Here is a 24,792-nt window from a genome sequence, read left to right as displayed (position 1 = left end):
GCGATCTCAGAAATCGGTGTGGGCGGTGTGGCCCAGTGTCGTTGATGCGGGCCGGGTGTCGCCGGAGACACCGAGCGGGTCGAGCAGTTGCTTCGACAAGGCCAGATGCCGCCGTGCATAGCCCCGGCTGGTGAGCTGCTGGTGCGCCACACGCGCCCGGGCCACACCGACCTGCAGCGCGGCGGCGTCCGGGTGTTGATGCAGGTGCAGGACGGCGTCACGCAGCGCCGCGGCATCGTTCGGTGGCACGAGGGTGAGCGCGCCGGCCCCGAGGCAGTCCCGCAGGCCGCCGGTGTCGGTGACGACCACCGGCTTGCCCATCGCACAGGCCTCCAGCACGGTGGTGAGGCCGGAGGCATGCCAGTTCGGTGCCAGTGACACCGCCACCACATCGGCCCAGGCGTACCACTGCCTCAGCATCGCCAGATCGACCTTTGCCACCGTGGCGCCTTGGGCTTTCAGGTCCACCAGGGCTTGGTCGCTGGCCACGCGCAGCTCGAAGCGGCTGTTGCCGCCAAGGGCCTGGCCGAGCGTGGCCCAGTCGCGGTGCCGGTCAGAGCCGACCGACAAGACCCGGATGGCCGGTGCATCGGCCTCATCGGGCGGGGCCGCCGGCGGGCGCTCGGTGCTGTTTGGGATGGGCTGGAAGCTCTCGGTGCTGATGCCAAAGGGCACCCAGCACACCTTCGGATTGAGGTTGACGCTGCGCGCCCAGGCCGCGTTCAGCGGCGAGAGAAAGGTGCAGGCGGCAGCGTCGGCGCCCAGGCGAATCACGCGTTGGCGCTGGCGCTCGTTCAAGGTCGGCCAGCGGTCTGCCAGCCACACCGATTGGGCGATCACGGGAATGCGGCGCAGGCGCAACCAACGGCTGAGTTGCAGCCAGGGCATCCATTCGTATTCGGTGTGGGTCCAGATGATGTCCGGACGTTCTTTCAGGATGCGCGGCAGGTTGCACAGCACATGAAAGAAATCGAGGCCGGTCAACGCCCGGCTGAGGCCGTCTACCAGCAGCCGCAGCCATGCAGGACCGCTGCGCCTGGAGTGCACCAGTTGGTGGTGCTCGTCAGCCGCGTGGTGATAACCGTAGGGTGTGAGGTCAGGGCGCCGGCCGAGGGCGTATTGAATTTGCCAGGCTGCCACGTCCAGGTGACGCGCGTGGAGCACGAAGATCTTCATGGGCGGCCGGCAAAGGGCCGCAGTGCGGGCCAGACGCTCTGGAACAGTGGATACAGCGGGTACAACATGGCGCGCAGTATCGCCAGCTACCGCCCGCCTCGGGGGGCGAGGCGGGCTTCGTTCTTGGGGGCTGCTGCCGTACTGTTGTGGTTCAGCGCGCCGCTGCCGGCTGGAACACCAGGGTGGATTGCGTCGCGGCCGCCACATCGGCTTCATCGAGGTACTGGCGCTGGTAGTCGCCCCGCATGTGCAGCGGGGCTTGATCGGCATAGTGCTTGTCACCCCACACCCCGCTCTGGCCGACCGGGTTGATACCCACGCTCTGGCCCGGCGCGGCCAGGTCGATCAGGCGACGGGTGGAGGGGCCGTACACGGTGGACCACGGCGCCGGACCGGTCGTGTAGCTGTAGTTGTTGGGCGTTTCGCGACCACCCGGTGCCGGGAACGGGCCGACGTTGAAGATGCGGTCGAGCGGCTTCTGCTGGCCCAGCGGGTGCGCGTGGGTGACCTGGTGAGCCTGGCCCCAGGTCCATTGGGCCGGGTCTTGGCCATAAAGCGTGCGCAGGTGGGCGAGGGTGGCCTTCCATGCGGCCAGCAGGCCGGCGGCGCGGTCTTCCTTCGCGGGCGTGCCGCGCTTGTCCCACCAGGGTGAGGCAGCGTCGCTGACCAGCCGCGGCAGCGCGTCGTCCAGCGAGCGGGTGCGCAGCAGCAGGGCGAAGTTGTCAGCGCCCAGCTCGTCAGCCATGGCTTCCTTGGTGATCTCGTACAGCAGCTGCGCGAAGAGCGTGGGCTCGGTGGCCGTCACGCCGTAGCGGCCGTCCCAGGCCGCCAGCTTGTCGAGCAATGCGGATTCTTCGGGCGATGCTGCCAGTTGGGGTTTCAGCACCGGCACCACGCTGGCCAGCACGCGGCTGTGATACGCCGTGCCGTCATCGAGCTGCAGGGCGCGGCTGTTGGTGGTGTTCCAGCGCCGATTGCTGTCGGCGAGTTGCTGGTTCAGGCGGCGTGCCCGGTCGGGCAGGTTGTAGTAGCCGGCCACGGGCTGGCCGGTGGCGGGCTGGTGGTTGGCCGAGATGATGTAGCCGCGCTGCGGGTTTTCTTCCTGCGGGTTGTCGGCGAATGGGCGGAAGCCCAGCTTGTCGGCTTGCGCGGTGCTGCCATCGAGGATGAAGGCGGGATTCACGCCGGCTGGTCGTTCAGGGATCAGGGCGGCGGCCCACCAGCCGATGTCGCCCTTGGCATTCGCCCAGACGATGTTCAAACCGGGTGCGTGAATGTGGCTCGAGGCCGTGCGGGCCTTCTCCAGCGTGTCGGCGCGGTTGAGCTCATGAAAGGCCTGCAACACCGGGTTGGGCGTTTCGAGGAAGGCCCACCACAGGGCGATGGGCGTCTGGCCGGCCGCGGTGCCCAAAGCTTCATTGATGATCGGGCCGTGGGGTGTGCTGCGCAGGGTCAGGCGCACAGGCTCGGCACCCTTCACCTGAATCACTTCCTCACGCGTCGCCATGCGGTGCCAGGTGCCCTTGATCAGCACCTGGTCAGGGTGGCCGGCATCGGTCTTCTCGGCGATCAGGTCGACGTCGTCGTTCTGGAACATCGTCAGGCTCCAGGCGAATTGCTGGTTGTGGCCGAGCAAGGCGCTGGGGTTCAATGCCTGGAAGTGGCCATACAGCTCGAAGCCCGGCGATTGCAGGTGGGCTTCCCACCAGACTGCGGGAGTGGCGAAACTGATGTGCGGGTCACCGGCCAGCAGCGGTTTGCCACTGTCGGTCAAGCGGCCCGACACCGCCCAGGCATTGCTGCCTTCGAACTGCGGCAGCCCGGCCAGGGGCAAGGCTTCGGCGCTGACTTGCGCCAACTGGGCCAGCATGGTGTGGGTGGCGTCGTTCAGCGCTTGGGTGGCCGAGGGGCTGCCCAGCACGCCGTCCGGGTGATAGTCGAGGTCGAAGACGTCGAGGTAAGGCGCGCCGAGATCGTCGCGCACACGGGTCAGCACCGGTTCGGTGCGGAAGGCCACGGCGAAGGAATAGGCCAGGTAGCCGGCCACACTGAGGGTGTCTTCCGGCTTGAACGGGCGCTTCTGGATGCCCAGGATCTGGAACTCCATCGGCGCGGGGCGTGTGTCCTGGTACTGGTTCACGCCGTCGAGGTAGGCCAGCAGCGCCTTGGCGCTGGGCGAGTTCACGTCCATGCCCGCGGCCACGGCATCAGCGCGCTGGCGAATGCCCAGCGTGCGGAACAGGCGGTCGGTGGGCAACAACTTGGGGCCGAGCACCTCTGCCAGTTCGCCGCGCGACAGCCGGCGCAGCATCTCCATCTGGAACAGCCGGTCCTGCGCATGCAGGTAGCCCAGCGCACGGTACAGGTCATCGTCGTTGGCCGCCTTCAGGTGCGGCACGCCACGCTCGTCCCAGCGCACGTCGACGGGCGCCGACAGACCTTGCAGCTGCAAGTGGCCTTCGCGCACCGGCGCTTTGCTGTGCACCCACCAGGCACCGCCGGCGACGGCCGCAGTCAGGGTGATGGCCAGCAGGCCCAGGACGATCTTCACGGCTCTTTTCATGGTGGCGTTTCGTACGGCGGTCTGCGGGCGTTGGGGAGGTTGGCTCATATTCTTTCACGGCACGGCGGCTACACTGACCGGTTGTTTGCCCCAATCAGGACCTGCTGCCGTGTCTGACCGTCTGGCCGTGTTGCCCCAATATCTGATGCCCAAGCAAGCGCTGACCGCGCTGGCCGGGGCCTTTGCCTCGTCCAAGTCGGGCGCCTTGACGACCTGGGCGATCACCAAGTTCGTGGCACGTTATGGCGTGGACATGCAGGAGGCGGCGCAGCCCGATGTGGCGGCCTACGCCAGCTTCAACGATTTCTTCACCCGGGCCTTGAAGCCGGGCGCGCGCCCGATGGCCGCGGCTGACTGGGTGTGCCCGGTGGACGGCGCCATCAGCCAGTTCGGCGCGATCGCCGGCGACCAGGTGTTCCAGGCCAAGGGGCACAGCTACAGCACGACGGCGCTGGTGGGCGGCGACAGCGGCCTGGCCGCGCAGTTTCAGGATGGCCATTTCGCGACGCTCTATCTGAGCCCTCGCGACTATCACCGGATCCACATGCCCTGCGCTGGCAGCCTGACCCGCATGATCCATGTGCCGGGCGATCTGTTCTCGGTGAACCCGACGACCGCACGCGGCGTGCCGGGCCTGTTTGCGCGCAATGAGCGCGTGGTGTGCGTGTTCGACACGGCGCACGGGCCGATGGTGCTGGTGCTGGTGGGCGCCACCATCGTGGGCAGCATGGCCACGGTGTGGCACGGCCAGGTGAACCCGCCGCGGCCGGGTGTGCTGCGGGAGTGGCGCTACCAGCCCGGCGAAGTGACGTTGAAGCAAGGCGACGAGATGGGCCGCTTCCTGCTGGGCTCGACCGTGGTCATGCTGTTCCCGAAGGGCCCGCTGGCTTTCAATCCGGCCTGGCAACCTGGCGGCGCGCTGCGCATGGGCTCGGTGATGGCGCAAAAGGCCACTGCCGGTCACTGACACTGCCGCGGCGCGGGAGCGCCTGAGCTGGCTCGGCATCAGCCGGGCGTCAGCCGCGCAGCAGTCGGGCTGGCAGCATCAGGATGGCCTTGATCAGGCTGAACACCGCGTCAACCACGATGCCCACCAGCCTGAACGGCAAGCTGAGCAGCCAGATGAACGGCAGCAGGATCAGCGCCGTCAGCGCGAGCGGCCAGCAGAACACCCACAGGACGATCCAGGCCAGGGTGAAGCAGACGAAGGACATGGTGGGCTCCTGAGGTGTCGCCGTGATGGTTGGCGTGGGTGCACTGTGGGCCTTGCGCTGCCGGCTTGCACCAGGCAGGCGACGAAGTGCATGCCGGGATGGCCAGAGTGCAGCGGTGGGCGATGAGCACACCGTTCGCAGGTATGCTCCGCGCCCATGTATGCGGACTATTTCGGCCTGAGTCAGGCGCCGTTCTCGATTGCTCCCGACCCGCGGTATCTCTACATGAGCGACCGCCACCGCGAGGCCCTGGCCCACCTGCTTTACGGCGTGGATGGCGGCGGCGGCTTCGTGCTGCTGACCGGTGAGATTGGCGCTGGCAAGACCACTGTCTGCCGCTGTTTTCTGGAGCAGATGCCGCCGCATTGCCATGTGGCCTACATCTTCAACCCCAAGTTGACGGTGGGAGAGTTGCTGGCTTCCGTTAACCAGGAGTTCGGCGTTGCGGTGGTGCCGCGTGAAGCCGGTGCGGCCAGCATCAAGGATCATGTGGATGCGCTCAACGGTTACCTGCTGGCCAGGCATGCGGGCGGTGAGCATTGCCTGCTGATCATCGACGAGGCGCAGAACCTGTCGCTGGATGTGCTGGAGCAGTTGCGGCTTCTGACCAACCTCGAGACGACCGAGCGCAAGCTCCTGCAGATCATCCTGATCGGGCAGCCTGAGCTGCGCACGATGCTGGCCCAGCGGTCGATGGAACAGCTGGCCCAGCGGGTGATTGCCCGTTTTCATCTGTCTGCGCTGACGGCTGCGGAAACGGTGCACTACATCCAGCACCGCTGGCAGGTGGCCGGCGGGGTTGGTCCTTCACCGTTCAGCGCTGCGGTGGCCCAGCGGGTCCATGTGCTGACCCGCGGGGTGCCGCGCCGGATCAATCTGTTGTGTGACCGCGCATTGCTGGGCGCCTATGCGGCCGCGCAGAAGCAGGTCAATGTTCGGCTGTTGAACCAGGCGGCCACCGAAGTGTTTGATGAAGCGGCCGACCGCACGCCGACGGCGCCTTCGGTGGCATGGTCCTCTGGCTGGATGTGGCTGGGGGCCACGGTGGGTGCCGTGGCGTTGATGGCTGGGCTGAGAGGCGCGATTCAGTGGTGGGACCGGCAACCTGTGGCACCAGCGAGCGCCGCTGCACAGGTGGCTTCGCCGCCAGTGATGCCGAAGGCTTCGACGGCCGTTGCAGTGGCGGGCCAGGATGGGCTGGCGGCGAGTGCGCCCATTGAGGCTGCGAAGGTGGCGCCGTTGGTCGCTGTTGCGCCTGTTTCGTTAGCTTCGGCATCTTCGCCAGAGGCGGCAGCCTCCGCTTCGATAGCAGCCAAGGCTGATGGTGCGATCAGCGCCGCGTCTGCCAGTGATTTGGTTCCGCCGGGTCTGGTTCTTTGGGCGGAGGAGGGCGCGGCCTGGCGGGCCTTGGCGCCTCTGTGGGATGGCCGCCTGAACGCCGGCGGCGACGCTTGTTCGCAGCTGACTCGCCAGCAGTTGGGTTGCTTCCGTGCAAAGACCAACCTGGGCCTGATCCGGCAACTGGATCGTCCGGTGGCGATGCAACTGACCCTTCAGGGCAAACAAGGCTGGGCCTTGTTGACCGGGTTGAACGACGACACCGCAACGATGCGCTTTCAGAGCGGCGAGGTGTCGATGTCGGTCGCTGCGTTGTCCAGCGCTTGGCGTGGTGATCTGGTCACGGTTTGGCGTCAGCCTGCGGGCTATCAGGGGCTGCTGACCAAGGGCAGCCAGGGCGATGCCGTGGTGAGTTTGTCGAGGCTGCTGGCGCAGGTGGAAGGGCGGGCTGCAGCGAAGCCCGTCACAGAGGTGGATGACGCTTTGATGCTTCGCCTGTCGGCGTTCCAGGTACGCCAGGGCCTGACGCCGGACGGCGTAGGCGGCCCGACCAGTTTCATGCTTCTGCACCGGGCCACGGGCCTGGCGGAGCCGCGTTTGCAGCGGGGAAAGTGACCGATGTCTTTCATTCTTGATGCGTTGAAGCGGGCCGAGGAAGAGCGCGCTCGTGGCCAGGTTCCAGGCGTTCACACACCGGCGGCTGCGCTGGCGGGCATGGCGCCTGCGCGGGGCTTTCCGCTTGCGCGGGTGGGCGTGGCTGTTGGCGGCCTCGCGGCAGTGTGCACGGTGGGGCTGTTCGTCTGGCAGATGAACCAGTCGCGCGATGCCATCAACAAGGCGGCGGTACCTGTCGCAGCGGATGGGGTGGCTGCTGCGTCAGCGGTGTCGGTGAGTCGTGCCGATGTTTCGCCTCCAGGTCAGGTTCCGGCTGCGCTGCCTGGTGTTGCTGCGGCATCTACCGTGGCTGTTGCCGCGCCTGCTGATCCAAGGTTGTCGGTTTCTGCTCCGCCCAAGTCTGCCAAGACGGTTGATGTTGTGACGCCGCCTGTGAAGAAGGCGGCTGTCGCGGAGGGCGCTACGCGTGGCAGCAACATGCGCATGGAGGCGGAGTTCATGCCGCCGGGTATGGCCGCTCCTGCGAAGGTCATTCCGTTCGATCAGATTCCTGCCAGCCGTCGCGCCCACATGCCGAAACTGCTGGTCAGTGGCGGTATGTATTCGGAGCAGGCGAGTAGCCGCATGGTGATCGTCAACGACCAGGTGTGGCGGGAGGGCGAGTCGCCGATGCCGGGGGTGGAGGTGGAGGCTATCCGCATCCGTTCGGTGGTGTTGAGCTGGCAGGACCTTCGGTTCGAGTTGCGGTTTTGAGCCCTGAGGCGGTGGCAGATCTTTAGGTCCGTTCTTGCGTCTATGGATATACGCAACGGAATTGCCTGGGATGGACGGTTTGATTTATGTGGATATACGCAACGGTGTGCGATCCTCATCCATAGAAATCTTTCCTTGAAAACACAGTTTGGCGTATATCCGGTATATTGGTGCATGCTGCAAGAATCCGCGCCTCAACTGCTGTGGTCCCTCGACCCTCGCGAAGCCGCTCGCAGGTGGCTCACCACCGACAGCCAGGTTAGTTACGCCCCGCATTCCATCGCCCAGTACAGCGCGATGATCGGCACCGCCGCAGACTGGCTTTACAAGGAACGGGAGCGGCATCTGGTCGATGCCCGTCCGGCTGACGTCGAAGCTTTCCTGAAAAGTCTCCGCGGCAGGGGGGGTCAACCGGCATCCGCCGGCACGGTGCGACGCTACATCGGCACCCTCACCATGCTGTTCAACCATCTGGCCCAAGCCGGGCTGATGGCCGCGTCACCCATCGAGGCTGTTCAACAACGCTTGAAGCAGGGCGGCACGGTGCGCAATGCGCCACGCTTCCTGAGCGTCGAGCAATCGCAAAGCTACATCCAGTGGGTCAATCAACAGCCGCGCACGGGCTGGTGTGACGAACGCGACGCGGCTTTGCGCTGCATCTATCTGGCCTGCGGCATCACGGTGGAAGAGTCATTGCGACTGACCACCAGCGACCTGGTGACAAGCGGCAAGCATCCGATGCTGCACATCCGCACACCGTCACCGGTGACCAGCCGACAACTGCCGCTGCCAGGCTGGAGTCAGCCCGTTCTGGAAGCCTGGTCACAGACACGCGCCCAGTTGCACGTCGGCGGGAATGTCTTGTTCGTCGCACGCAAGCGATCACCAACCGTGGAGGTGGATGGCGGCGAGCCGATGCCCCATGCCATCAGCACATCCGAGTTGTACGAAATCATCCGCCCGGCGATGGAAGCGGCGGGCATGGCGCAAGACCAGCTCGGCCCGCAGACCCTGCGAAATACCTATGCGGTGCGCCAGATCGATCAAGGCATCGACAATGCAACCTTGATGAAGTGGCTGGGTCTGCGCACTGCGTTCTCGATCGATGCCATCAAGCGGCAGCTCGACAGCGGTAACGGCCCGGTGCCGGTCTGAACGCTCAAACCCCAGTCAGCCAGATTTGTCGGGTGGCCTTGCCGCCCGAACCACCCCAAATGCAGTACCCCGATGTTTGATGATCAGCTGACCCCATTGCCCGACAGTTTTCTTGCCATCTGGACGGGCGCCCGGCAACGCTTGCTCAAACCTGCGGCCGAAATTCGCCAGCACTACGATTTGTGCGAAGACCTCGCCAACCATTTGCAGGCCAGCGCGCAGGCACTGCTGCACGACGATGGTTTGACCGAAGACGATGTGCTTCAACGCATCGTGCTCGGACTCAGTCAGGAAGGCTCAGGCCTGACGCCCGACGAAGGCGTGTGGGTCGCCCGCCGCCTGGCCGAATTGCTGAACTGGCCGGCAGACGGTTTGGCCAATCCGCCAGCCCCCGCCTGATCAGCGAGTCTGGCTTTCTGCTCGCGAAGCCGGCGCCACATCTGTCGACGGACCTGGACGAACCCACTCGGGCGCGCGCCAAAGATGCTGCAGCCGAAGCCAGAGTGGACCGGGCCTGGCCGCGTCACGCCACATGTCGATGAACTCGTGAAAGTTCAAGACCAGCAGGTTGCGGCTGCGCACCTGGCGAACGATGCCGTAATCGACCGGCGCTGATTCTTCGGCATAGGTGCCAAACCAGCGATCAAAGATGATCAACACGCCGCCGTAGTTGCGGTCGATGTACTCCGGATTCCGGGCGTGGTGCACGCGGTGGTTCGACGGCGTGTTCAGCCAGTACTCCATCCAGGCCGGCAGTTTTCCGATGCTCTCGGTGTGGATGAAAAACTGCCAGGTGAGGTCGCAGGCGTAGAGCACGAAGACCACCTCGGGCGGCACACCCAGCAGCACCATCGGCATGAAAAACAGCCACCACCCGGTGACTGAGTAAAGCAGGCTCTGCCGCATCGCCGTCGTCATGTTCATGCGCTCTTCCGAGTGATGCACCACATGGGCTGCCCAGAACCAGCGGATGCGGTGGCTGGCCCGGTGGAACCAGTAGTAGCAGAACTCCATGAAGACGAAAAGCAGCGGCACCGTCCAGACGGTGATCGGCATGTCGAACAAACGGTGCTGCCAGAACCAACCCACCAAGCTGGCCGTGACAAGGGTGTAGGCGATCAACTCGAACACCTGGTAGGCGAGGCCAAGGTTCAGGTTCGCCATGATGTCGGGCAAGCTGAAACTCTGCGCCCGCCCGCGCTGAGCCATGACCCGCCACTCCGCGCCGAAGGCCAGCAGGAAGATGGGCGTCATGGCGATCAGCACCACCTGTTTCCATTCAAGGTTGGCCGCCAGCCAGGCTGGCAGCAGTCCGGTGAACGCGGCAATCCAGTCGTGCATGTTTGTCTCCGTCTGTTGTTGTGCTTCTATCGAGCGCAATCCATCTTAAAGACCAAGGGACTTTCACGATTGATGCAGGCATGCCTTGAAATTGACAATTCACGCCATGCATGGTCACGTCCCGCTGAGCTACCTCCAGTTGCTGGAACGCTGCCTCGTTCGGCATGGGCTCAGCGCCGGCAGTCTGCCCGGCGGAGATCCGCAGCCGGACGCAACGCCGGCCATGGTGGACGCAGGACAGCCGCAGCTTCCAGTTCGGCAGTGGGCCGCTTGCCTTGCGGCCGGCCAAACCGCCACGGGCATTCCGGCCTTCGGCCTGCGGGTCGGCGAGCTAGTCAACATCCAGGATCTGGGCTTGATGGGCTATGTGGCCTTGAGCTGCAGCACCGTCGGCGAAGCGCTGATGCGCTGGCAAGAGTTCGAGCGCCTGTCTTATGACGTGAACCCGGTCAAGGTGAGCACCAACCAACATGGCGTCGAACTCCGCTGGGGAGACGAGCACGGACGACCCGGGCAACTGGTTGACGAATGCGCCTTGGCCATCCTGATGAGCACCGTGCGCGGCATCACCGGAGACGCCACCGTCTCGGCGTCGAAAGTGAGTTTCATCAACGCCCGGCCGGCCGACACCAACCCCTACACCACGTTTTTCGGTGGAGAGGTTCACTTCGGCACACAGCAAACCGAGGTCCACCTGGCTGCGGCCGTGCTGAACATGCCACTGCGGCAACCCGACCCGGTGCTGCTGAAACTGCTGGAAGGGCAGGCCCAGAGTCAGCTGGTGCGACTGCCGCCACGTGATCCGTGGATGGCGACCTTGAAGGACGCACTCACCGACATGGTGAAGTCTGGCGAAGGGACCCTGGCTGAGGCCGCCGCGCGCATGGGCTGTTCCGTGCGGACCCTGCAGCGTCAGCTGGCCAAGGGCGGAGCGCAGTTCCAGACCGAACTTGACCGAAGCAGGTGCGCGCAAGCCTTGATCTGGCTGCGTGATCCAACGCTCAGCACGGCAGAAGTCGCGATACGACTGGGTTATGCCGACCAGGCCGCTTTCACCAGGGCGTTTTCTCGCTGGACCGGCCAAACACCGGGCCGCTGGCGCAAACACGCGCCGCTCGGCTGAAGCCCGCGCCTGTTGAACCGTTCAATGCCCGCCAGCCGGGCTTGAACGCTTCGCTTTTTCGACCACCTCCGGGGGCGCCGCAACCCAAACTGACCCCACTGCCCTGCCCGGCCTGTTTAAGTTATTAGATAAGTGTAATAATCTAACAATCAAATTTGCGCGTCAAAACACAGCCTAAAGTTCGACATGCCGCTGATCACAGCAAAATCAAGCACTTACCGCATGGCCGGCGCGCGCCGGATCGGCGTTCACCACTTTGCGCACCTGCGCGCCGTGGCCGAAGGCTTGCCGTTGCTGGAGTCCGCCGAGCGCTATCTCGGCATCGACCACGGCCACCAAGCCATCACCGCACACCGCGCGGTGGTCGATGAGCTGCGCAACCTGGCTCGCCGACGAGGCGACCGCGCGTGGCGTCTCGTCGGCCTGAACATCCGCCTGACCAGCACCGGGCCGCGCCCATCTCTGGACGACTTCATCGCTGAGCGCGATCTGGACGACTGGGGCGAAGCCGAAGTCCAGGAGATGTACGCAGAGGCCTATCCGGCCGACCGCCGCGCCGAGCGCCGGCAGCGCCTGCGCGAACGCCAGCTCGCGCTGCTCAAGGCACTGGAGCAAGCCGCCGCGGAAACGCCGCAGCCCACCGACCCGATCAATGGATGGTTCGACCCGGTCACCGCCCGACGGCTTCAAGACGCCGGCCTGCTGCTGCTCAGTGATTTGCTGGATCGCATCGCCGCCGGTGGCCACTGGTGGCGCGGCTTGCCGGCCATCGGCCAGACCAAGGCCCAGCGGATCGGCAGCTACCTCCACACGCTGCTGCCCGCGCAAGCCCCGGCCGCGGCCCCACGCTTTTTGCTGCCGAGCGCGTCAATCGCAGACGGCCACCCTGCCCTGCCAGGCGGGCAGGGCAGCTCACCCCTGCCCTACCCTCCGCCGCCAGCGCTTGCGCGTCCGCAAGGCTACTTTCCGGCCCCGCAGCCCCCTGAAAACAGAGGCTCCAGAACCGCACCAGACGACCGATCAGGCGATAGCCAAGGGGGTTGGCAGGGTGAGGTCGAAAAATCGCCTGACGGGCCTTTGAAGGCCCTTTCCGGCGATTTCGAGGTTTTGCCTCATTTTTCAGCACCGGCCAACAGCACCGCCACAGACCAAAACTCGGCCATCAGCCAACCGCTGATGACCGGCGCGCGCGACGATGTCGAAATCATCGAGGCGTGGGTTGCGGCCCGCGCCGGCGCGCTGCCCACCGCCACCAGCTACCGCCGCGAGGCGCGCCGCATGCTCATCTGGCTGAACCAGGAGCGCGGCAAAGGCTTTCGCGATACGCAGGTGGAGGACTGTCTGGCTTACATGGCCTTCCTTGAACACGTGCCGCCGGCGTGGTCCTCGCGCCAACGTGCGCATGTACTCGCGCAGGGCTGGGCGCCCTTTCGCGGACCGCTGAGCCTGGCCAGCCGACGGCAGGCCGTGGTGGTGCTGGGCAGCTTTTTCGCGTGGATGGTGGACGTGGGTTGGCTGTCGCTGCGCAACCCGTGGATGCTCGTGAACCGCCGGACCGGCGACGATGCCACGCGCAATGAGCTCGACTCGCGCGCTTTCACGCCGGAAGTGTGGAGCGCCATTCACGACTTTCTGGCGCGCCAGCCGAACACACCTTCCCTGGCGCGCATCCGTTTTTTGCTCACCTTCGTGGAGGCCACCGGCCTGCGCGCGGCCGAGTTGCTGAACGCACGACTCGGGCATTTCCGCCGCCACAAGGGCCGGCTGGCGCTGCAGGTTCAGGGCAAGGGCTCACGCAACCGCGTCATCGCGGTGCCCGGCCAGGCCGAGCAAGCCTTGGCCACTTACCTGCAGGCGCGCGGCCTGCCGTCGCTCGGACAAGCCGATACCAACCTGCCCTTGCTGGCCAGCACCCAGGAGCCAACCGAGTCCATCGGCTACCAGGCGCTGTACCAGACGATGAAGCGCTGGATGCGCCAAGCCTTGCTGGCCAGCGCTCTCGACAAGGCCGATCTGGAGGACGCCCTGCGCGCTTCGCCGCACTGGTTGCGGCACACGTTTGGCACCCGCGCACTGGAGAGAAAAGCACCGCTCGAGGTTGTTCAGCGTCAGCTCGGCCATGCCGACCCGCGCACCACCATGCGCTATGCGAAGGCGCAACTGGAACGTCTGCAGGCCGAGATGGATCAGGTGTTTGGCGTGGTCGATCCGAGCCTCGAAAGCCCACCAACAGGCCGGGGCCAGGGCGATTGACTCGGCTGTTTTGGGCTGTAGTGCAATGCGCCAATCGTGCAGGGAGAGCCTTCAGAACGAAAAAAGGGGGAAGGCTCAGCGCCCTCCCCCTTCGTTTTTTTGAACTCGATGTCGTCAGCTCAGAGCGCGAGGAAGCCCTCGATGAGCTTGATCAAGTCTTGTCGGCGAGCTTCTGGAACCACGCCCGGCGCGAATTTGATCTGCACACCGCCCTTGGCATCTGCCGTCACGGTGGCACCCTTCTTGGCACTCTTCCCCAACGTCGTCACCCGTGACGTTGAACCGTTCAACGCCGACTGTTTCGGGTTGACCAAGGCCTCGAACACTTGCGCTGCGGACATCACCGCGGCTTGATCCTTCAGGCCTCGCGCCCGGCTCAGCGTGCCGTCTGGATCCTTCTGCAAGGCCTCACCCAGCGGCTGTGCCCAGCGGAACTGGATGTCCAGCGGCGATGGGAAAGCCGCCACCACCGCGTCTGGAAGACGGGCCAGCGCCACGCTCTTGGACACCAGTGAAACGTCTACCTTGACGCCCTCAGCCAGCTTGCGCAGCGACGGGTACAAGCCCTCGTCCAACGCCTTGCGGTACATGCAGCCCTGCTCCCAGGCGCTCAGGTTCTTGCGGCCGCGGTTCTCGCGCTCCATCGCCTCGAACAGCTCCTGGTCGGAGGCATCTTCGATCAGCGTGCGCACCTCGATACCGAGATCCAGACAAGCGCGGTGCCGGCGGTGGCCGAACACCACCTCGTACATCGCCCCGCCCTGCGCCGCCGGCGTTGAACCGTTCAACACGGGCCGAACGCGAATGGGCTGGACGTTGCCGCCAGCGCTTTCGATCTCGTTCTTCAGCTCTTCAAACTCCGGGCTGGTGAACGAGTCTTCGTGACGGTTCGCCCACCGGGAAGGACAGATCAGTTTCGGATCAAGCAAGCGCACGGGCGCCGCCCCGTCGAAATCCTTGAGCCGCTCACGAAGGTCATCGGCTTCCTTGATGGCGGCTGATTGGCTCGACATGAACTGCAACATCGAGCCTGGCGCGGTCTTCGGCCGACCGGCGTTTGCATCCACATCGGGGCGAGCAGCAGGTGCGGGCGCGACACCCGCCACCGGCAAAGGCAGCCCCATGATCAACCCGGCCTTGGCAGCCAACTTCTTGCTCATCGCTTAGCTCCCGTCCTTGGATTTGCGCCGCCTTGGGCGCCCTCCCCCACCGGCGTTGAACCGTTCAACACCGGCGCCCGCGACGCCGCCAAGGCGTCCACTTGCTTCGACCAGACCGCGCGGATCGAACCCTCAATGTGCCCGACGAACGAATCGTAGGCATCGCGGGCGCGCTTGAACGTACGGGCGGAGCCGTCGTAGCGAGCGACGTCGTACACGGTGCCGAATTCGGCAGCCGTGACACCCGTGACTGCCGTCTTCGGAATTTCAACCGGCAGCACCTTCTCGGCGTAGGTCTGCCCAATCCACTGCCGAACGATGTTGCTGGCGGCATCGGTGCTGTCCACCCGGGCCAGCAACACGTGGATGAAGTCGAAGTCCTTGGTCAAGCCGCGCTTGGTCAGCAGCTCGGCGGTCAGGTCGGAGAACAAACTCCAGAACTGCGACGCCGACGCAAAGTCGAGCGCATTGGGCGGCAGCGGCATGATGATGCCGTTCGACGCCATGAACGCATTGATGGTGGTGTACGACAATGCCGGCGGTGTATCGATCACGATCACGTCGTACTCATCGCGCACATCGTCGATGCCCAGATCCAGCACACGCCAGAACTCGAAGCCCGGCTCCTGGGTTTGGCGTGCGGGCAAGGCGAACTCTGCGCCGAACAGCACAGGCGCAGCCGCAACCAGGTCAATGCCGTTCCAGTACGACGGTCGAATCGCATAACGGATCGACGTCTCGGTGCCCATCGCCAGCGGCAAGATGGTGTCCTCTTCATCGACCTCCGTGTCCGGCAAGATGCCGAACAAGGTGGTGAGGGAACCCTGCGGGTCAGTGTCGATGACCAGCACGCGGTGCCCCAGCAAAGACAGGCCTTGCGCCAGCGTCACAGCCGTCGTGGTTTTGCTGACGCCACCCTTGAAGTTGCCAATGCTGATCGTGACCGCTTCGGCGCCCGCTGGCCGCAGGTATTCCTTGCGGTATTCACGGATCCAGGTTCGCGCCTCTTCCAGGTTGAACTCGCGGCGGCTTCCCGCCTCGTTGAGTCGTCCAACAGGCAAATCCCCTTTGCCAAGACGATGGCTGAGAGAGCCCTTTTCAATGCCGCACAGCGCAGCAAGCTGGCTGAGGTTGAAAAGCGGCGGTACTTTGCGTGCGGTGGGCGCCAACATGGCGGCGCGAATCTGGCCCATCATGGCCACAGCCCGTTCCGCTTGCTCAGCAATGTCTGCGAGCGATATGGATTTGGGCGCTTTGACGGATAGTCTGTCCAACGTGAATCTCCTGGTTCGGCAGTCAACGCCAACTTGACGTTGAACCGTTCAACACCCTCTATTGTGTCAACAGAAGCATGCGTTGGAAAGAATTCCTCCGCAACTTCACGCGCTCGGCGCATTGTGGTCTTGACGTGTTCTTTTCCAGGAAGGAACCCACGGGTTTAATAAATTCAATACATCAAAACCCTTCAATACCTTTAGGCGTCAATTTGTCGTTATAAATCAAACACTTATGGCATTTCAGGTGAGTGGATACAGGACGAAGTGGCGGCTTTTCAGGATGTTCGATGCAGGCTGGCGGGATGCTGCGGAGCTTTTACAGGAACGAGGGTGCATGGATACGGGGCAACCGAGGAATCGCACATCGGTGCACGATCCGTTGATCGCGATCACGCTCAGGTGAGGATTTTCGGGGGTGATCTGACGGCGCTTCACAAAGCCCGGCGGGACACGCTGTCGCGTTCGCGTTGTTCTGAACATTTCAGTGTGTTCTTCTGCTCACAGCGGGCCAGCCTGTACTCATGTGAGACTTTTCGGGAGACAGGCTGTGACTCAAAGTCGATGGCACTGGAATTCAATGAAACAGCCTGGAGACTTTTCGGGATCCAAGCCTTGCGACCGCTTTCAGGCGTTCTCGCGAATTGAGGTGAGGGTTTTCGGGAGATGCGTGATCACGCCGGGGGCTCCAACCAACGGCACCTCGGCATCTCCGCAAGCTGCTCAAGTGAGAGTTTTCAGGAATCAGCCCGCCAAGCTTGACGCAATGCACACGCTTGACGAATTTGTGGCCAATGCGTGGTTCATCAGCCAACTCACCTGAATCACTATCGCCTTTCCCGGGCTACACCCCGGTATTCGTCATGTGAATGCACCCCTCACGCATCAGGTACGATCCATCCATGGCTCGTCGCCCCACCCTGCCCTCCCCTCTTCATGTCGCTGAAGTCGATTTGAAGGCCGACCTGCGCCCTGAAACTGCCGATTCAGTTGCACTTGAGCTCTCGAGTGATCTTGCCGATGCACCTGAGGGCTCTGTTGATGCCGTGCCGGTGCCAGCCAAGCGCGCCACGCGCGTGACTCGCTCACGTGCAACAGCGCTTGCACCTCAAGCTCAGCCCTCTTCGTGGGGCGAACCGCTCGAAGTCTCCCAGCCGCTGCGCAAGCCGGTGAACACGCTGGCGATCGTGCCGAAATCTGCCCGCATCACCTCGCTGGGGCGCAAGAGCTACAACGTGCTGCTCTACGAGGCGCAGGAGCAAGGTCTCGAGCGCGAGGTGTTTCGTGCGCCTCTTGAGCGCGTGGTGCGCGGGGTCGATTTCGATTCCAACGACCATGCCCTGATCAAGAAGCACCTGCGCGCCATGGTCTCCACCACGGTGGAGTGGCAATCGCCCACCACCGGTGAAGGTGCGGCCTGGAACGTGTCCGGCCTCTTGGCCCATGCCAAGCTCACCAAAGAGCGCGGGCAAGTCTGGGTCGAGTGGTCGTACGCCGTGAATCTGAAGCAGGAGCTGCTCGAGCCCACGGTGTTTGCGCGCCTGAAGCTGGAGGTGATTAGCCAGTTGCGGTCTCACGCCGGCATCGCCCTCTACGAAATCTGCACCCGCTACAAGGACGTCGGCCGCACGGCGCGGCAGCACTGGCGCTGGTGGCGCCCGGTGCTGAGCGGCCAGCCGGAAACCGAGCGCACCGCCAAGCTGGAGTACCGCATCTTCAAGCGCGACACGCTGAAGCCGGCGATCGCCGAGGTCAGTGCCATCACCGACCTGGACATCGAGCTGGTCGAGCACAAGGAAGGCCGCTTCATCGCGGAAATCCAGTTCCTCATCCGCCCGAAGAAGCAGTCGTCGCTGGCTCTTGCCCAAGCCCCCGAGGCGGTTGATCTCAGCCAGGTGGTCGAGGCGCAACGCCTGGGTATTGACGCCGACAAGGCCGAGGAATTGCAGGCCGAGTTTGGTGTGGACGCCCTGAAATCCGGCTTGCAGCTGCTGGCTACCCGTGCGGCGTCCGCCTTCCCTGCCCCGCTGCGTGATCCGTACCGCTACCTGCGCAGCCTGATGCCCGGGGAGCTCGAGCGCGCCAATGCCCGCGTCGCCGAGCGCGAAGCCAAGGCCGACCCGCGGAGCCCGGAAAGCCGTGAGATCCAGAGCCGGCGGCAGACCCGCTGGGCCGAGGAATGGATCCGCCGCCGGCGCGACCAGGTGGTGGCCGACATCCATCGCCTCTCGCCCGAGGTGCAGCAGGCCCTCAGTGACGACCTGCTGCTCGATATGGAGGCACGCCAGATGCATCCGTCGATCCGCAAGCGCCTGCAAACCAGTGGCTGGACGCACCCGATCGTGATGCAGGAGATGGTGCGCTACTACGCCCAAGGCACGCTGGGCGATCAATGGGACAAGCCGACGCCCGAGCAGTTGCTCGACATTGCAGCAGAGCTTGGCGACGCTGCCTGATTCCGTGGCACTGGAACAAAAGTCCATGTGAATCAGGCACTTGCCGCACTGCCCCCCGTGTTGTCCACAAGCTTGTCCAGCGCTGGTGTGGAGCTTTCGAGTTCAGCGTCCGGCGCCCTGCCCTGTTTTGCAGCAGCCTGTAAAACACTCTTTAAAATCAGGCACTTGCAGCCCGCGCGCACCAGTTCTCCACAGGCTTTTCCAACGTCCGTGTGGAGATTCCTCGCATCAGATACAATCCGCTCTGCGCCGCTGACAGAAGCTGGCCCACACCCTGCGTTCACGTGCCGGGGTCTTCGGGGCCAAACGATGAGTGGCGTTCTCGTTCTGCCTCGCGTGTTGGCCTTTTGGTCGCGCTGGCCCTTGTTCTCACCAAGGGCGGCCGTTGCCCCTTGAACATCGCCGCGCAGCACAGCGCCGAATCATGGGGCTTTCGTGTCAGCACGCAGTCCGGACGCGAGGAATCCCGGCCATGCCCGGTTATCTGCTCAAGAGTGAGCACATCAATTTTCAGGGTGTCAACGCCCTGAACATACAGTCTCTGCTGAACAACCAGCAATTCTCCGACCCACTTGGCCATGCCGAGGCGTTGGGCATTTCGTCAGCTTTCTGGCCGCTGTTTGGCCAGGTGTGGCCGTCCGGACTGCAGCTGGCTGATGCCATGGCCCGGCGCGAGATGGTGGACGGGGAACGCATCCTGGAAATCGGCTGCGGCCTCGCCCTGGCGAGCCTGGTGTGCCACCGGCGGGGCAGTGACGTGACTGCCAGCGATTGCCATCCGCTGGCAGGGCAGTTCCTGCGAGACAACCTGTTGCTGAATGATCTGATTGATCTGCCGTATTGCCATGGTGACTGGCTGCGCAGTGAGGATCCTGATCCATTGCCCGGCGAAACGCCGTTGCCGGGCCCGAAGGTGCAAGGTCGCTTTGACCTCATCATCGGCAGCGACGTGCTTTATGAGCGTGACGAGGGTGGGGTGCTGGCGCGCTACATCGAACGTCATGCCACCCCGGTGGGCGAGGTGCTGATCGTCGACCCGAACCGTGGCAACCGTGCGCCGTTTCACAGGCACATGAGTGACATGGGCTATGCGCTGCAGGAAAGCATCCTGCAGGACGTCGCCACCGACGAGCGGGCCGCCTACCGCGGCCGCCTGTTGAGTTACCGACGGCACTGACGAACCAGAGATTGCGGGTGAGCGTTTCAGCTAAAAGGCAACGCCGCCCTTGAGAGAAAATGAACCAGAAGAAGAAAATCGCCCATATGCAAGTGGGCAAGTATCAAGTTTCCCCGCTGACGCGGTCGCTGCCCGATGGCTGCTTCAGCGCTGGCGTGTCGATCCGTTCGGGTCGCGGCACCAACACCACCGACCGGGTGATGCGCTTCACGCCATCCTTCCGTTCGGCAGCCGCGGCTGATCGCTATGCGACACAAGAAGGGCTGCGTTGGATTGACGCTGCCCACTGACCCACCCCAATATCCACATTCGCACCGGAGCACACATGGCCAAGGAAGAACTGATTGAAATGAACGGCAAGGTTGACGAAGTCCTGCCTGACTCGCGTTTCCGCGTCACGCTGGAAAACGGTCACCAGCTCGTCGCCTACACGTCGGGCAAGATGAAGAAGCACCACATCCGCATCCTCGCGGGTGACGCGGTGTCGCTGGAACTGTCGCCTTACGATCTGACGAAGGGTCGCATCACCTTCCGTCACATCGAGCGTCGCGGCCCGGCCGGTCCGGCTCCCCGCCGCTTCTGATGTCGACTTGAGGCCGCTGCGGCAGCCTCGGGCCACGCTCAGATCACGCGCAGGCGCGGCGCAGCGTACTGGCAGGCGAGCACTTCGCCCACGACCGCCGCGTTGCCGAAGCCGTGCCGCTGGAACACCGCCAGCACGGCGTCCACCGACGCTGCATCGCACGACACCAGCAAACCACCACTGGTTTGCGGGTCGGTGAGCAGGGCGCGGTCCACCTCGCTGAAATCGCCTGGCAACGTCACCTGTGTGCCGTAGCCGGCCCAGTTGCGCCCGGACGCGCCCGTGATCAGGCCTTGCTCAGCCAAGGCTTGAACGCCGTCCAGCAGCGGCACGGCGCGCCAATCAATCGCCACGTCGCAGCGCGCGCCCCGGGCCAGCTCCAGCGCGTGCCCGGCCAGGCCGAAGCCGGTCACATCCGTCAGCGCATGCACGCCGTCCAGGGCCGCCAGGTCAGGGCCCGGGGTGTTGAGCCGCGTCGTGGTGTCGATCATCCGGCCGTAGCCCGCGGCATCCAGCAGGCCCTTCTTCAGGGCCGCTGACATCACGCCCACCCCAACCGGCTTGCCGAGCACCAGCACATCGCCGGGGCGGGCGTCAGCATTGCGCTTGATGCGGTCGGGGTGCACCAGGCCCAGCGCCACCAGACCGTAGATGGCTTCCACCGAGTCGATCGTGTGGCCGCCTGCCACTGGAATGCCAGCCTGCCGGCAAATACTGGCGCCACCCTCCAGCACACGCCCGATGGTGGTGGTCGACAGCACATTGATCGGCATGCCCACCAGGGCCAGCGCCATGATGGGGCGGCCGCCCATCGCATACACATCGCTGATGGCATTGGTGGCCGCGATGCGGCCGAAGTCGAACGGGTCGTCGACGATCGGCATGAAAAAGTCGGTCGTCGCGATCAACGCCTGCTCGTCGTTGAGCCGGTACACGGCGGCGTCGTCGGCGGTCTCGATGCCCACCAGCAATTCCGGCGGCAGGGGCATCGCGGCCGTGCCCTTGAGGATTTCGCTCAGCACCCCTGGTGCGATCTTGCAGCCGCAGCCGCCGCCGTGTGACAACGACGTCAGACGGGGTTCGCCCGCGGGCGTGTGGGGTAGGGCGGTGGACGGTGTGGAAGCGGGCAGGGCGGTCATGTCGACAGGGCGGTTGGTTCTGACGCCCGCAGCCAGTCGCCGCGGACTTTGATGAACGAGCATAGCGCGTGCGGACAAGCCCGCCCCGATAATCACGGCTTCACTCTCCGGTACCCACCCCATGCACCTGACCACCCAACGCCGCCATCTGCCCGCCCTCATCACTGCTGCCGTGCTGGCCCTGTCCGGCTTGGCTGCCCAGGCCCAGCAGGTGCTGCGCGTCACCGCCATTCCGGACGAAGCGCCGACCGAGCTGGCCCGCAAGGCTGCACCGCTGGTGAAGTACCTGGAAACCAAGCTGGGCGTGAAGGTGGAATACACCCCCGTCACCGACTACGCCGCTTCGGTTGAAGCCCTGGTGAACAAGAAGGTCGACATGGCCTGGTTCGGGGGCTTCACCTTCGTGCAGGCCTCTGTGCGCTCCGGCGGCAAGGTCATCCCGCTGGTGCAGCGTGAAGAAGATGAGAAGTTCCGCTCGGTCTTCATCACGGCTGATCCCGCCATCCAGAGCCTGGCCGACCTGAAGGGCAAGGACGTGAGCTTCGGCTCGCAGAGCTCAACCTCGGGCCACCTGATGCCGCGCAGTTTCCTGCTGCAGGCCAAGGTCGATCCGGACAAGGACTTCCACCGCGTGGCCTACAGCGGCGCCCATGACGCAACCATCGCCGCCGTGGTGTCCGGCAAGGTGCAGGCCGGTGCGCTGAACATCTCCGTGTGGGACAAGTTCGTGGCCGACAAGAAGGTCGACACCACCAAGGTGCGCGCCTTCTACACCACGCCCGCCTACTTCGACTACAACTGGACGGTGCACGCCGACATGCCCCAGGCCCTGCGCGACAAGATTACCCAGGCCTTCCTGGCGTTGAGCCGCGATACCGCTGAAGGCAAGGAAATCCTCGAGCTGCAGCGCGCCACCCGTTTCGTGCCGACCAAGGCCGACAACTACAAGGGCATCGAAGCCGCCGCCCGCAGCGCCGGCCTGCTGTAACGCACTGGCCGAGGCGTCGCGTACCGTGAACCTGTTGCTCGAAGAGGTCGCCGCGCGGCACCCGGCCGCATCCAGCCAGCTCCCCCCGGCCCTCGGGCCGGTGAGCCTGCGCGTGGCCGCGGGTGAACAACTCGCCATCATCGGCCCGTCGGGCGCGGGCAAGACCACGCTGCTGCAGGTGCTGGCCTGCTGCCTGCCGCCTGTCGCCGGGCACTTCCAGGTGTCTGAGGTGGCGCCGTGGCGCCTCTCGCGCCGGGCCTTGCACAGGCTGCGCGCCAGCCTGTTCCTGGCTCCGCAGACACCGCCGCTGCCGCCACGCCAACGCGTGGTCACCACGGTGCTGGCCGGGCGCTTGCCGGGCATGACCTGGTGGGCCTCGGTGCGCCAGTGGATCAAGCCAGCGGCCCTGCCAGAGGCGCATGGCGCGCTCGCCCGGTTTGGCGTGGCCGACAAGCTGTTCCACCGAGTGGACCGGCTTTCGGGTGGTGAGCGGCAGCGCGTGGGTCTGGCCCGCGCGCTGGTCTCGCCGGCCCGGCTGTGGTTGGTGGATGAGCCGCTGTCGGCCCTCGACCCCACTCGCGCCCGCCAGGTGCTGGACGCCCTGCAACTGGCCGCCCGCGAACGCGGCTGCACGCTGGTGGCGTCGCTGCACCAGGTTGATCTGGCGCTGAGCTGCTTTCCGCGCATCGTCGGTTTGCGCGATGGCCGCGTGATGTTTGATGCGCCCGCAACCAACGTCACGCCTGACATGCTGGCCGCCCTTTACGCCCAGCATGAACACGAGCTTCATCCGGGCACCGCGGCCCCAGCCGATGAGCCTGCCACGCCAGCGTCGCCTGCCGTGGTGGCCATGACATGTCGCTGAGCGACCAGGCTCAATCCCTGAGCCAGCCAGCGCTGAAAGACCCCGCCTGGCTCGGCCGTGTGGGCGTGGCGCTGTTCATGGTGGTCTTGCTCTGGCCGGCGCTGGTGCTGACCGAGTTCCGCCCGTGGCAGCTGTGGGATGCCCGCAGCTGGGCCGTGACGGCCAACTTCCTGGCGAGCACCTGGCCGCCCCGCCTCGACGCCCCGTTCCTCTGGGAGCTGGCCCGGGAAACCTGGCGCACCGTGGCGATGGCCACGGCGGGCATCACCCTGGGCTGGCTGCTGGCCGTGCCGCTGACGCTGGTATCGACCCGCGTGCTGTCGGTGTCGGCGCTGTCAGGGCGCATGGCCGGTGGGGCGTGGCTCCTGCGTCAGGGCGTGCGCGGCCTGCTGGTGGTGCTACGCAGCGTGCCCGAGCTGGTGTGGGCGCTGGTGTTCGTGCGCGTGGTGGGCCTGGGGCCGACGGCTGGTGTGCTGGCCATCGCGCTGACCTACGGCGGCATGCTCGGCAAGGTCTACGGCGAGATTCTTGAAAGCGGCGACACCCAGCCGGCCGAGTCCCTGCTGCGCAACGGCAGCAGCCGGTTGCAGGCACTGCTGTATGCGCTGCTGCCGCAGAACGCCGCCGAGCTGGTGTCGTACACCGTGTACCGCTGGGAATGCGCGGTGCGCTCGTCGGTGGTGCTGGGGTTTGTCGGGGCAGGGGGCCTGGGCCAGCAACTCGACAGCGCGATGAAGATGTTCGCAGGGGGCGACGTGCTGACCATCCTGCTGGTGTTCGTGGCGCTGGTGGCCCTGGCCGACCGCGCCAGCGCCTGGCTGCGGGAGACGTTGGCATGAGCCGCCTGAGCGTATTCATGGTGGCGGTGCTGGGCCTGATCGTGGCGAGCTTCGCGTCGCTCGATCTGCAGTGGTCTCAGTTTCTGTCGTTGTCGGCCATGCAGGCCATGGGCCGCTTCGTGGCCGAGTTTTTCCCGCCCGACACCCAGCCTGCGTTCTTGATGAAGGTGGGCCTGGCCACGCTCGAAACCCTGGCCATGTCGGCTCTGGGCACCTTGCTGGCGGTGGTGCTGGGCCTCACCCTGGCTTGGCCAGCAGCGCGCCGCCACGCCGGTGATTGGGCGCCGCTGCGCACACCGGTGCGCTGGCTGCTGAACTTCCTGCGTTCGGTGCCTGAGCTGGTGTGGGCCTCGCTGATGTTGATCAGCGCCGGCATGGGACCGTTTGCAGGCACCCTGGCGCTGGGGTTTCACACCGCAGGGGTGCTGGGCCGCCTGTTCGCGGAAACCATGGAAAACGCCCCGGCCGGCCCGGCTGAGGCGCTGCGCACCCAAGGCGTTCGGCCTTCGCTGGTGTTCCTTTACGCCACCGTGCCCCAGGTCTTGCCGCAGTGCCTGAGCTACACGCTCTACCGCTGGGAGAACAACATCCGCGCAGCCGCCGTGATGGGCGTGGTGGGCGCGGGCGGCCTGGGCCAGATGCTGGCGTTCCACATGGGCCTGTTTCACATGGGCAAGACGGCCACCATCCTCGCCGCGATGGTGGCGCTGGTGGGTCTGGTCGACCTGCTGAGCAACCTGGCGCGCCGAGCCCTGACGCGCTGAGGGCTTGCGCATTCGC

22 protein-coding genes are annotated in these 24,792 nt (G+C 65.1%); 15 read left to right on the top strand and 7 right to left on the bottom strand.

The genetic code is table 11. The features are described 5' to 3' along the window. Positions 1–6 precede the first annotated feature (6 nt). Complete coding sequence (locus AACH00_RS08585) at positions 7–1,176, bottom strand: glycosyltransferase family 4 protein (RefSeq protein ID WP_341398685.1); 1,170 nt, start codon at positions 1,174–1,176, stop codon at positions 7–9. A 151-nt stretch (positions 1,177–1,327) separates the two neighbouring features. Further along, positions 1,328–3,739, bottom strand: coding sequence for a penicillin acylase family protein (locus AACH00_RS08580; RefSeq protein ID WP_341398684.1), 2,412 nt, complete (start codon positions 3,737–3,739; stop codon positions 1,328–1,330). 109 nt (positions 3,740–3,848) lie between these two features. On the opposite strand from AACH00_RS08580, the gene asd reads away from it, so the two are divergent. Next, positions 3,849–4,706, top strand: a complete 858-nt coding sequence (asd, locus tag AACH00_RS08575; protein WP_341398683.1) for an archaetidylserine decarboxylase — start codon at positions 3,849–3,851, stop codon at positions 4,704–4,706. Between the two features lie 49 nt (positions 4,707–4,755). Here asd and AACH00_RS08570 read toward each other — a convergent pair whose 3' ends face one another. Next, positions 4,756–4,953 (bottom strand): hypothetical protein, encoded by a 198-nt coding sequence (locus tag AACH00_RS08570; RefSeq protein ID WP_341398682.1) that lies wholly within the window; start codon positions 4,951–4,953, stop codon positions 4,756–4,758. Between the two features lie 156 nt (positions 4,954–5,109). Between AACH00_RS08570 and AACH00_RS08565 the strand changes: the two genes are divergently transcribed. From AACH00_RS08565 to AACH00_RS08550, 4 genes are all read left to right on the top strand, one after another. Next, on the top strand, positions 5,110–6,906 hold the full coding sequence (locus tag AACH00_RS08565; RefSeq protein ID WP_341398681.1) for an ExeA family protein: 1,797 nt from the start codon (positions 5,110–5,112) through the stop codon (positions 6,904–6,906). 3 nt (positions 6,907–6,909) lie between these two features. After that, positions 6,910–7,659 (top strand): general secretion pathway protein GspB, encoded by a 750-nt coding sequence (locus AACH00_RS08560; protein ID WP_341398680.1) that lies wholly within the window; start codon positions 6,910–6,912, stop codon positions 7,657–7,659. A gap of 42 nt (positions 7,660–7,701) precedes the next feature. Continuing rightward, on the top strand, positions 7,702–8,814 hold the full coding sequence (locus AACH00_RS08555) for a tyrosine-type recombinase/integrase (protein ID WP_341398679.1): 1,113 nt from the start codon (positions 7,702–7,704) through the stop codon (positions 8,812–8,814). A 72-nt stretch (positions 8,815–8,886) separates the two neighbouring features. Beyond that, the gene (locus AACH00_RS08550; RefSeq protein WP_341398678.1) at positions 8,887–9,213 is read left to right on the top strand and encodes a hypothetical protein; all 327 of its coding nucleotides are present in this window, start codon (positions 8,887–8,889) and stop codon (positions 9,211–9,213) included. Here the strand turns inward: AACH00_RS08550 and AACH00_RS08545 are convergent, their stop codons facing one another. Continuing rightward, a complete protein-coding gene (locus tag AACH00_RS08545) occupies positions 9,214–10,155 on the bottom strand; it encodes a sterol desaturase family protein (RefSeq protein WP_341398677.1) in 942 nt (313 codons plus the stop codon). Between the two features lie 106 nt (positions 10,156–10,261). Between AACH00_RS08545 and AACH00_RS08540 the strand changes: the two genes are divergently transcribed. Then, positions 10,262–11,278, top strand: a complete 1,017-nt coding sequence (locus tag AACH00_RS08540; protein ID WP_341398676.1) for an AraC family transcriptional regulator — start codon at positions 10,262–10,264, stop codon at positions 11,276–11,278. Between the two features lie 186 nt (positions 11,279–11,464). Next, complete coding sequence (locus AACH00_RS08535) at positions 11,465–13,531, top strand: tyrosine-type recombinase/integrase (RefSeq protein ID WP_341398675.1); 2,067 nt, start codon at positions 11,465–11,467, stop codon at positions 13,529–13,531. 119 nt (positions 13,532–13,650) lie between these two features. Here AACH00_RS08535 and AACH00_RS08530 read toward each other — a convergent pair whose 3' ends face one another. Both AACH00_RS08530 and AACH00_RS08525 read right to left on the bottom strand, forming a co-directional pair. Continuing rightward, a complete protein-coding gene (locus AACH00_RS08530; protein WP_341398674.1) occupies positions 13,651–14,691 on the bottom strand; it encodes a ParB/RepB/Spo0J family partition protein in 1,041 nt (346 codons plus the stop codon). After that, the gene (locus AACH00_RS08525; protein ID WP_341398673.1) at positions 14,688–15,965 is read right to left on the bottom strand and encodes an AAA family ATPase; all 1,278 of its coding nucleotides are present in this window, start codon (positions 15,963–15,965) and stop codon (positions 14,688–14,690) included. Before AACH00_RS08525 ends, AACH00_RS08530 begins: the two co-directional genes overlap by 4 nt. 902 nt (positions 15,966–16,867) lie before the next feature. Here AACH00_RS08525 and AACH00_RS08520 point away from each other — a divergent pair. The 4 genes from AACH00_RS08520 to infA all read left to right on the top strand — a co-directional run bounded on the left by AACH00_RS08520 (position 16,868) and on the right by infA (position 20,181). Continuing rightward, positions 16,868–18,421 carry a replication initiation protein gene (locus AACH00_RS08520; protein WP_341398672.1) on the top strand — a complete coding sequence of 518 codons (1,554 nt, stop codon included), beginning with the start codon at positions 16,868–16,870 and terminating at the stop codon, positions 18,419–18,421. Positions 18,422–18,893: 472 nt separating this feature from the next. Next, on the top strand, positions 18,894–19,598 hold the full coding sequence (locus AACH00_RS08515; protein ID WP_341398671.1) for a class I SAM-dependent methyltransferase: 705 nt from the start codon (positions 18,894–18,896) through the stop codon (positions 19,596–19,598). Between the two features lie 59 nt (positions 19,599–19,657). Beyond that, the gene (locus AACH00_RS08510; protein WP_341398670.1) at positions 19,658–19,888 is read left to right on the top strand and encodes a hypothetical protein; all 231 of its coding nucleotides are present in this window, start codon (positions 19,658–19,660) and stop codon (positions 19,886–19,888) included. A gap of 35 nt (positions 19,889–19,923) precedes the next feature. Next, a complete protein-coding gene (gene infA, locus AACH00_RS08505) occupies positions 19,924–20,181 on the top strand; it encodes a translation initiation factor IF-1 (RefSeq protein ID WP_341398669.1) in 258 nt (85 codons plus the stop codon). 38 nt (positions 20,182–20,219) lie between these two features. On the opposite strand, the gene selD is transcribed toward infA, so the two are convergent. Beyond that, positions 20,220–21,320, bottom strand: a complete 1,101-nt coding sequence (gene selD, locus AACH00_RS08500) for a selenide, water dikinase SelD (RefSeq protein ID WP_341398668.1) — start codon at positions 21,318–21,320, stop codon at positions 20,220–20,222. A gap of 121 nt (positions 21,321–21,441) precedes the next feature. Here selD and AACH00_RS08495 point away from each other — a divergent pair, with 121 nt between their 5' ends. From AACH00_RS08495 to phnE, 4 genes are read left to right on the top strand one after another with little or no spacing between them, the layout of a single operon-like run. Beyond that, positions 21,442–22,308 carry a putative selenate ABC transporter substrate-binding protein gene (locus AACH00_RS08495; RefSeq protein ID WP_341398667.1) on the top strand — a complete coding sequence of 289 codons (867 nt, stop codon included), beginning with the start codon at positions 21,442–21,444 and terminating at the stop codon, positions 22,306–22,308. A gap of 25 nt (positions 22,309–22,333) precedes the next feature. Further along, complete coding sequence (locus AACH00_RS08490; RefSeq protein ID WP_341398666.1) at positions 22,334–23,173, top strand: phosphonate ABC transporter ATP-binding protein; 840 nt, start codon at positions 22,334–22,336, stop codon at positions 23,171–23,173. Beyond that, positions 23,164–24,012, top strand: a complete 849-nt coding sequence (locus tag AACH00_RS08485; RefSeq protein WP_341398665.1) for a PhnE/PtxC family ABC transporter permease — start codon at positions 23,164–23,166, stop codon at positions 24,010–24,012. Before AACH00_RS08490 ends, AACH00_RS08485 begins: the two co-directional genes overlap by 10 nt. After that, entirely contained in the window at positions 24,009–24,776 is a 768-nt protein-coding gene (phnE, locus tag AACH00_RS08480; RefSeq protein WP_341398664.1) for a phosphonate ABC transporter, permease protein PhnE, read from the top strand. Before AACH00_RS08485 ends, phnE begins: the two co-directional genes overlap by 4 nt. The last annotated feature ends 16 nt before the right edge of the window (positions 24,777–24,792 follow it).

This window comes from Ideonella margarita, assembly GCF_038066635.1.
Taxonomy (GTDB): domain Bacteria; phylum Pseudomonadota; class Gammaproteobacteria; order Burkholderiales; family Burkholderiaceae_C; genus Ideonella; species Ideonella margarita.
This window is presented reverse-complemented; position numbering and strand designations above follow the sequence as displayed.

What these genes read in the sequence shown, in the direction of transcription:
- AACH00_RS08545 (WP_341398677.1), bottom strand. Translation starts at nt 10,155, where the DNA reads ATGCACGACTGGATTGCCGCGTTCACCGGACTGCTGCCAGCCTGGCTG.
- AACH00_RS08485 (WP_341398665.1), top strand. Translation starts at nt 23,164, where the DNA reads ATGTCGCTGAGCGACCAGGCTCAATCCCTGAGCCAGCCAGCGCTGAAA.
- infA (WP_341398669.1), top strand. Translation starts at nt 19,924, where the DNA reads ATGGCCAAGGAAGAACTGATTGAAATGAACGGCAAGGTTGACGAAGTC.
- phnE (WP_341398664.1), top strand. Translation starts at nt 24,009, where the DNA reads ATGAGCCGCCTGAGCGTATTCATGGTGGCGGTGCTGGGCCTGATCGTG.
- AACH00_RS08515 (WP_341398671.1), top strand. Translation starts at nt 18,894, where the DNA reads ATGCCCGGTTATCTGCTCAAGAGTGAGCACATCAATTTTCAGGGTGTC.
- AACH00_RS08510 (WP_341398670.1), top strand. Translation starts at nt 19,658, where the DNA reads ATGAACCAGAAGAAGAAAATCGCCCATATGCAAGTGGGCAAGTATCAA.
- AACH00_RS08565 (WP_341398681.1), top strand. Translation starts at nt 5,110, where the DNA reads ATGTATGCGGACTATTTCGGCCTGAGTCAGGCGCCGTTCTCGATTGCT.
- AACH00_RS08580 (WP_341398684.1), bottom strand. Translation starts at nt 3,739, where the DNA reads ATGAAAAGAGCCGTGAAGATCGTCCTGGGCCTGCTGGCCATCACCCTG.
- selD (WP_341398668.1), bottom strand. Translation starts at nt 21,320, where the DNA reads ATGACCGCCCTGCCCGCTTCCACACCGTCCACCGCCCTACCCCACACG.
- AACH00_RS08530 (WP_341398674.1), bottom strand. Translation starts at nt 14,691, where the DNA reads ATGAGCAAGAAGTTGGCTGCCAAGGCCGGGTTGATCATGGGGCTGCCT.
- AACH00_RS08585 (WP_341398685.1), bottom strand. Translation starts at nt 1,176, where the DNA reads ATGAAGATCTTCGTGCTCCACGCGCGTCACCTGGACGTGGCAGCCTGG.
- AACH00_RS08535 (WP_341398675.1), top strand. Translation starts at nt 11,465, where the DNA reads ATGCCGCTGATCACAGCAAAATCAAGCACTTACCGCATGGCCGGCGCG.
- AACH00_RS08550 (WP_341398678.1), top strand. Translation starts at nt 8,887, where the DNA reads ATGTTTGATGATCAGCTGACCCCATTGCCCGACAGTTTTCTTGCCATC.
- AACH00_RS08570 (WP_341398682.1), bottom strand. Translation starts at nt 4,953, where the DNA reads ATGTCCTTCGTCTGCTTCACCCTGGCCTGGATCGTCCTGTGGGTGTTC.
- AACH00_RS08555 (WP_341398679.1), top strand. Translation starts at nt 7,702, where the DNA reads ATGGATATACGCAACGGAATTGCCTGGGATGGACGGTTTGATTTATGT.
- AACH00_RS08495 (WP_341398667.1), top strand. Translation starts at nt 21,442, where the DNA reads ATGCACCTGACCACCCAACGCCGCCATCTGCCCGCCCTCATCACTGCT.
- AACH00_RS08520 (WP_341398672.1), top strand. Translation starts at nt 16,868, where the DNA reads ATGGCTCGTCGCCCCACCCTGCCCTCCCCTCTTCATGTCGCTGAAGTC.
- AACH00_RS08540 (WP_341398676.1), top strand. Translation starts at nt 10,262, where the DNA reads ATGCATGGTCACGTCCCGCTGAGCTACCTCCAGTTGCTGGAACGCTGC.
- AACH00_RS08560 (WP_341398680.1), top strand. Translation starts at nt 6,910, where the DNA reads ATGTCTTTCATTCTTGATGCGTTGAAGCGGGCCGAGGAAGAGCGCGCT.